General features: G+C 51.1%; 7 protein-coding genes. 5 read left to right on the top strand and 2 right to left on the bottom strand.

Translation table 11 applies throughout. The features are described from left to right. Both KME12_20980 and KME12_20975 read left to right on the top strand, forming a co-directional pair. On the top strand, positions 1–383 hold a 383-nt coding region (locus tag KME12_20980), incomplete at its 5' end, for a transposase (GenBank protein MBW4490262.1). A 147-nt stretch (positions 384–530) separates the two neighbouring features. Then, positions 531–1,490: an aldo/keto reductase family protein gene (locus KME12_20975; GenBank protein ID MBW4490261.1), complete on the top strand. Its 960-nt coding sequence runs from the start codon at positions 531–533 to the stop codon at positions 1,488–1,490. Between the two features lie 2 nt (positions 1,491–1,492). On the opposite strand, the gene KME12_20970 is transcribed toward KME12_20975, so the two are convergent. Further along, positions 1,493–1,888, bottom strand: a complete 396-nt coding sequence (locus KME12_20970) for a tetratricopeptide repeat protein (GenBank protein MBW4490260.1) — start codon at positions 1,886–1,888, stop codon at positions 1,493–1,495. A 170-nt stretch (positions 1,889–2,058) separates the two neighbouring features. Here KME12_20970 and KME12_20965 point away from each other — a divergent pair, with 170 nt between their 5' ends. Genes KME12_20965 through KME12_20955 form a run of 3 tightly spaced genes read left to right on the top strand, consistent with a single transcriptional unit; the run spans position 2,059 to position 4,827 of the window. Next, positions 2,059–3,138: a tRNA-dihydrouridine synthase family protein gene (locus tag KME12_20965; protein MBW4490259.1), complete on the top strand. Its 1,080-nt coding sequence runs from the start codon at positions 2,059–2,061 to the stop codon at positions 3,136–3,138. A 40-nt stretch (positions 3,139–3,178) separates the two neighbouring features. After that, the gene (locus KME12_20960) at positions 3,179–4,048 is read left to right on the top strand and encodes a glycerol acyltransferase (GenBank protein MBW4490258.1); all 870 of its coding nucleotides are present in this window, start codon (positions 3,179–3,181) and stop codon (positions 4,046–4,048) included. Positions 4,049–4,068: 20 nt separating this feature from the next. Further along, complete coding sequence (locus KME12_20955; protein ID MBW4490257.1) at positions 4,069–4,827, top strand: L,D-transpeptidase; 759 nt, start codon at positions 4,069–4,071, stop codon at positions 4,825–4,827. Between the two features lie 11 nt (positions 4,828–4,838). Here KME12_20955 and KME12_20950 read toward each other — a convergent pair whose 3' ends face one another. Continuing rightward, the gene (locus KME12_20950) at positions 4,839–6,968 is read right to left on the bottom strand and encodes an acylase (GenBank protein ID MBW4490256.1); all 2,130 of its coding nucleotides are present in this window, start codon (positions 6,966–6,968) and stop codon (positions 4,839–4,841) included. Positions 6,969–7,009 lie beyond the last annotated feature (41 nt).

The raw sequence follows: 7,009 nt of genomic DNA, 5'->3' as shown, positions 1-7,009 counted from the left end.
TCATGGCAAAAGGGATGCTGGGCAAGCATACTCTGGACGCTGGACTGGGGCAGTTTGTGAATCAAGTTTTGCCTTGGGTCTGTTTCAAGCGCGGAGTCTACTCCGGCAAGGTTGACCCCAATGGCACGTCTCAAATTTGCCCTGAGTGTGGAGCCAGGGTGAAAAAAGATTTGAGTGTGAGAATTCACGAGTGCCATGAGTGCGGGTCGGTCAAGCCGAGAGATGTTGCCAGTGGTCAGGTCATCAAAGCCCGTGGTCTATCGGGTGTTGAAATTGCGAGTGGAGCCGAGGTGTCGGGGGTATTGGAAACAATATCTAGACAACTGGCTATGAAGCTCGAAAGTCTCAAGAGCGATCCTGAGAAGCCCGCGCTGTACTCGTAGAGTCAGCGCTGGGAGAAGTCACCTCTGTCGGCTGAATGATGTTGGATGAGTGAACCATCTCTTATCTTGAGTGGGTTCAAAGACTTTAGGGGTGTAGTAGCACAACCGAAGTACTTTTGACCTCAATTTTGCAATGGAGAGACAAGGATGCAGTATCGACAGCTTGGTAGTAGCGATTTCAACGTTTCGGAAATTAGTTTGGGTTCTTGGCTGACCTACAGCGGTGGAGTGGAACGACAACAAGCAGAAGCTTGTATTCACAAAGCTTTTGATGTCGGCATTAATTTTATCGACACTGCCAACGTCTATGGAAGGGGTGCGTCAGAATCCTTGTTGGGGGAAGTCTTGCAGGGCGTTGATCGCAGCTCGTACATTTTAGCAACCAAGGTCTTTTTTCCCATGTCGGATACAGACCGAGGATTATCAGCAGCCCAAATTCATAAACAAATTGACGCTTCACTCCAGCGTCTACGTACCGACTATGTAGATCTCTATCAGTGCCACCGCTACGACGTGAATACACCGTTAGAAGAAACAATGGCAGCATTGACGGAGGTAGTAAGGCAAGGAAAAGCGCGCTACATCGGGTTTAGTGAATGGAACCCCTCGCAGATTCAAGCGGCATTGGCCCTTCCTGACGTAGAGCATTTTGTCTCTAGTCAACCCCAATATTCCATGTTGTGGCGTAAACCGGAGGGAGAAGTGTTTCCCTTATGTGCAGCTAATGGCATTAGTCAGATTGTGTGGTCACCTCTGGCTCAAGGCGTTCTCACGGGTAAATACAAGCCTGGAACCACCCCACCCCAAGACTCACGGGCAGCAAATGACAAGATGAATGGGTTTATGGAGGATTTTCGTAGCGATCGCATTTTGAGTGCAGTGCAAGACCTCCAACCGATCGCCCAGCGACTCAACCTCTCAATGGCACAACTGGCGTTAGCCTGGGTGTTACGAGATGAACGAGTCGCCTCTACTATTATTGGAGCCAGTCGTCCGGAACAAGTAGTAGATAATGCCGGAGCATCTGGAGTCCAATTGAGTGATGAGGTGTTGCAGGAGATCGATCAGGTGCTTTCGCCCGCCTTGTCTTACGCTACTGCCCGGTAATCTCAGGCAAAGGAAACCAGTTTTTTCTTGAGCCAGATATCAGCCCTAGCGTGCAGGTAGCAAGGATCAGAATGTATGGCAATGGCCTGATCATAAGCCGCTACCGCAGATCCGTACGCTCCCATCTCTGCCAGCAGCAAACCTCGATTGAACCAAGCTTGATGATACATCGGGTTCAAGAACGTGGCTTTGTCATAGCAGGCTAGGGCTTCTGCGGGACGCTGTAAGGCGCTAAAGGCATTGCCTCGGTAGTTCCAGGTTTGGCTGTTATGCGGTTCTAGTCCTAAGGCGCAATCAAACGCCACGATCGCTGCTTGGTATTGCTCCTCGGCACAAAGGGTACAGCCTTGAGACTGCCACTGCATTGCAGAGTTGAGATTTGATTCTTCTGAAGTCATGCGATCGCCCTTCCCCTTCTGTGGTTTCTCTTCCATTATGCAAAAATTGCCGCCGATAGGGACTTCCAACCAGGTAGAGCAATTCCTGTTAGGATGATTCAGGCTAGCCAATATTTGAGCCAGTATTGCAGCAGCTTTTACCCCTCTCAGCCTTGCAAATGACCCTGTCAATGCCTGTATCTCAGATCCTGCCGTCTCCCATCTGTCCAGGGCTTAGCTTAACTGCTCTGGCTCCTATGCAGGATGTAACGGATCTGCACTTCATGAGTGTGCTAGGCCACTATAGTTGTCCCGATTACTTCTTTACTGAGTATTTTCGTGTCCATCCTACTTCTACTTTAGATAAAAATATCCTGCGATCGATTACCGAAAATCCTACAGGTCGCCCCGTCTTTGCCCAGATCATTGGTGATAGCATTCCTGACTTAGTTCGCGCCGCCCGTGAGTTGAGCCATTACCCAGTCGCAGGCATCGATCTCAACTTAGGTTGCCCAGCCCCCCGCATCTATCGCAAAAATGTGGGAGGTGGGTTATTGCGTCATCCAGAACAGGTGAAGCAAATTCTGAGCGAGTTGAGGGAGGCAGTTGAGGGACTGCTAACGGTCAAGATGCGGATTGGCTTCGACAGTACGGCTCATTTTGATCAACTCCTCGACCTGATCAACGCTTGTCACATTGATTTGCTGAGTTTGCATGGTCGTACTGTGAAGGAGGGGTATCATAGTGCGGTTCACTACGACCTGATTGCCCACGCGGCACAGTCGGTGAGATTTCCGGTATTAGCGAACGGTAATGTCATCTCTGCGGCCTCTGCCAGGTCTGTTCTAGAGGCGACAGGAGCCGCAGGGGTAATGATTGGTCGCGCTGCCATCCGCAACCCTTGGATCTTCCAGCAAATCCGCCAATCTTTAAGTGGTCAACCTATCTTGAGCGTCCCTCTGGGTACAGTTCGTGATTATATTGAGCGCTTGCGTCAAACGCCCACCGCATCCATCGTCAGAGAGCAGGATCGGGTCAACCGGATGAAGATGTATCTCAACTTTATCGCTCTCAGCGTCGATGCTGAGGGAGGCTTCTTGAAGGAGATGCGCCAAGCCCGGACAGAGGCGGAGCTGTTGGGAGCCTGCGATCGCTATTTGTTGAGTGAGCCAGAGGCAGAGTTTGCTGCGGAGCCGTATTCAGGATTGGTTGCTCGCCCCAGTTGCGAAACTCTCAAAAGCCCAGACTATTCTAGAAGACGCGATGGCTAAAGTTAGGATGGGAGAGACGCTTGGCAGTCTTTGGGAACAGATGGCTCAATGGCTCGGAAGTGATTCTGGCGATGGAAAACTTGGCAATCGCTTCGATGGTTGGTCCTTAGCGGAACGTGACCCTGAAGCGATCAAAGCTTGGATGCCGATTTGGGAATGGTTCTATCGTTACTACTTTCGAGTGGAGACAGAAGGGTGGCATCACATGCCAGCTAGCGGCAAGGTGCTAATTGTCGGCTCCCACAATGGCGGACTAGCATCTCCCGATACTTCAATGGTGATGCTCGATTGGTTTCGTCGATTTGGCACGGAGCGTCCTGCTTATGCGCTTATGCATCCGACTGCTTGGCAAACCCCCATTTTTTCCATCCCAGGAGCGCAGGTGGGAGCGATTCAAGCCCATCCAAAGATGGCGATCGCGGCCTTGCAAGCGGATGCAGCTCTGCTGGTTTATCCAGGGGGAGCCCAAGATATGTTTCGTCCTTATAGTCTGCGCCATCGCATTCACTTGGCAGGACACCGAGGATTTATTAAGTTGGCTTTGCGAGAGTCTGCGCCAATCGTGCCTGTGGTCTCTCATGGGGCGCACGAAACACTGATGATTTTAGGCGACTTTTATAAACAAATGCAGCAATTGCATCAGTGGGGTTTTCCCTGGTTGCTGGATGGCAACACTGGGGTATTTCCCATTTACTTGGGGCTGCCTTGGGGGGTGGGAATCGGCCCGCTGCCTAATTTTCCCTTACCCGTGCCGATTCAGACCCGTGTATGTGCACCCGTAGTCTTTGAGCGTTATGGGCGAGCTGCTGCCTGCGATCGCGCCTACGTCGATGCCTGTTACGAACAAGTGCAGGCCCAGATGCAAAGTGAATTGGATGATTTGGTGGCAAAGCAGCAAAATTGGCAATGATTTTAGGACTATCCCAACTATTGAACAGGAAGACTAAAGCCGCTAGAGCCTTTGCTATCAGTGTGGTCATGCTGCTACCAGTGGCTCTCTTTGCTTGTACTGCCCGCAAAGTTGATCAACCTCAGAATCTAGAGGCAACTGCTGCTGTCACGGCAAAACACCCGGTCGCGTTGGTTGAGCCTATTGCAACTGTCCGCGACCAACCAGGAGAAACTTACTCTCTCCTGATTCACCGCAGCGATAAGCGCCTGGAGGTACTAAACAGTCAGGGCGATCGCTTGTATCAAGCCCCAATTGGGATTGGGCAGGGTGGCCTCAAGGAAAAACAGGACATGGCTGACCTAGTAACGCCCACTGGCGAGATGATGGTAGACCTGATTCTTTACAAAAAATCTGCCTATAACCAGATCGCAAACCGAAATGTGGAGCGTTTCGCCCGAATTTCGCAGTTTCGTTCCTTGGTGAGCCAACCGCAAGGCTTGGTCCAGCTATTTCACAACATGAACCACCTCGACTTTGATGGCAATGGAAGCCCAGACAAAGCCTATGGAGATGGCTATATTGGCCTCACCTCAGAGACAACGGTTACGGGACCCAAGATGAGTACGTTTGCAGCAACGCCTTACTGGTTTTCGATCGCCCTGCATGGGACTCCTGATCCTAAGAATATTGGCCAAGCAAATTCTGGTGGCTGTGTGCATCTGGCCCCTGACACGCTGAAGCAGTTGATTGAGCAGGGGTGGGTGCGGCTAGGCACTGTGGTTAAGATTGTAGATTAAGGTTCTATGATTCAGTTTTTGCCAAAGTTGGTAGTGCGAGATTTTAGATGGGCCAGGATATCTCGGCGCGATCGCCAGACGGGGCGGAGTTTTTTCTGAGCCATTAAGGTGAGTTGATCGCTATCTTTCATCATGCTGGGCTGAGTCGCATTGCCATAGCTAGTCAGAACCTCGGCCCGGACGGGGTTAGAGAATTCGATCGCAGCGACGAAGCTATCTCCGTCTACTGCTTGAAACTGACCTTTATCAAGGGGAGCATAGTTGATGGTGCGAAAGATGCCCAACCCGCCGGGGCCACCATTAGCAGGTAGATTATTGGCCTCAGACTTGAGCCGAAAAACATCCCCCCAAGCGATATCTAATGCTCCATAGTTTTTCAGAACCTCAGTGGCAGCAGTTTTGAGAGTAGCGATCGCAGTTTGAGGATCAGCTAAACCGTCTGGGGTGGTGAGAGGGGATTTCTCATCCCAAGGAATGGCAAACAGTTCGGAGCGATCCATTAAATCATTCCAAGCTTTGAAGAGAACGGCACCACGACTCTTGGCTTCGGCTTGGCGATCCCACTTTTGCAAAACCGCGATCGCTTGTTTAACGAGGGGATCGTTAGAAGATTGTGCAGCAGCGGTCAGATCATCCAGAATCCGATCGGCTAGTTCCATGCGGGTAGAGTGCTTGTAGCGAATTAGTTCACTAAAGGAGATCTTTTTATCCTCCATCAACATGCGGAGCGATCGCTGGGCGCGGAAGTAAAGGAAGTCTCTCGGTGCTACATAAGCTGGGAAATCATCAGGATTGAGTGCGGCAGGTAGGGTCGTTGTCCAAGGGGCATCATTGGCATTTTGCAGCCAGCCAGTTTTGGGGTCAACGACACGCGGGAGATCTTCGTAGGTATGAGTGCGAGTCCACAGGGTTTCGGATGTGTTACCGGGAATGATGCCTGACCAATCCGCAAAATTGCCTTGCTTACGAACCGGAACTTGGCCGTTGAAGAAATGCAGAATATGTCCATCGCGATCGGCATAGAGAACGGTAAACATAGGAATCTGCATACGCTTTAGGGCACTTTCAAATTCCCTCAAATTGATAGCACGCGACATCTCCCACCATTGCTCTAGACCTCTTGCTTTATCTAAACCTGCGACCCGTAAGGCGATCGCTTTCCCCTTGGGTTTTGCCACCACCGGGCCATGCACCGAGCGTTGAATTGTTAAGGCTTGTTCTTGCCAAAAACCATCTGCTTGCTTGACTTTGAGCGTCTGTGTCTCCGTAGTGAAGGGGCGCACTTGCCCATCAAACTCATAGCCGCCGTCTCGCAATGTTAGCCCATAGGCATCCCAACCATCGTAGGTGTTGACGGTGTGAGTCCAGCCCATCGCATCATTAAAGGCGATCGCCAGCACTGGAATACCCACCAAGGTGGCACCATAGGCATCAATCCCAGGAGCCTTTATCTGAGCTTCGTACCAGAGAAACAGATCTGTCCAAGGGAGATGCGGGTTCGCCAACAACATCGCCTTACCACTGGCAGAATGAGACGGCGCGATCGCCCAACCATTCGATCCCCCTAAAGGTTCTCCTGGTTCTGCCGCTGCGATTGTAGCTTGTAATGCTTCGGGGTTGACGACAAACGTAAAGTGCAATACCCGTTGAGTATGTGCCAACACATCTACAGGGGAGATAGGCAGTACAGCTTTTAGATCATCCTCAATCTCCTCAGGATGCGCTTTGGCATAGGCATTGATCCCAGTAGCGAAGGCATCAAGATATTGACGAAATTTGGGAGTTTGGGCTTTGTACCAGGCTTGCGATCGCTCTGGGATGCCCATTTTACGCACCCATTGATCGGATTCCACATAGTCTGCGCCCCAATATTCCGCTGCCCGCCCGCGAGCCTGACCATAAAGCCGCAACAGCAAATTGGCATGGCTCTGCATCTGCGCCCACCCAAAAGCTCGAAACAGATCGGGTGTACGATTGCTGGAGATGTGAGGCACCCCGTAGGTATCCCACAAAATCTCGGTGCTGGCAGCTTGACCTGACGGGCCAGAGGTGATGATGATCAACACCAATACGATGGCCAGCAGCAGTGAGTACAGCCGAATTAATTGACGCTGAGACAGGCGAGAGATGAAATACTTCATAAGCTAGACCATATGAACTATAAAAATATAGATAGATTGCT

Source organism: Trichocoleus desertorum ATA4-8-CV12, from assembly GCA_019358975.1.
GTDB classification, from domain to species: Bacteria; Cyanobacteriota; Cyanobacteriia; order FACHB-46; family FACHB-46; genus Trichocoleus; species Trichocoleus desertorum_A.
This window is presented reverse-complemented; position numbering and strand designations above follow the sequence as displayed.

Coding starts and splice junctions, on each gene's coding strand:
- KME12_20975 (MBW4490261.1), top strand. CDS start 531: ATGCAGTATCGACAGCTTGGTAGTAGCGATTTCAACGTTTCGGAAATT.
- KME12_20970 (MBW4490260.1), bottom strand. CDS start 1,888: ATGACTTCAGAAGAATCAAATCTCAACTCTGCAATGCAGTGGCAGTCT.
- KME12_20965 (MBW4490259.1), top strand. CDS start 2,059: ATGCCTGTATCTCAGATCCTGCCGTCTCCCATCTGTCCAGGGCTTAGC.
- KME12_20960 (MBW4490258.1), top strand. CDS start 3,179: ATGGCTCAATGGCTCGGAAGTGATTCTGGCGATGGAAAACTTGGCAAT.
- KME12_20950 (MBW4490256.1), bottom strand. CDS start 6,968: ATGAAGTATTTCATCTCTCGCCTGTCTCAGCGTCAATTAATTCGGCTG.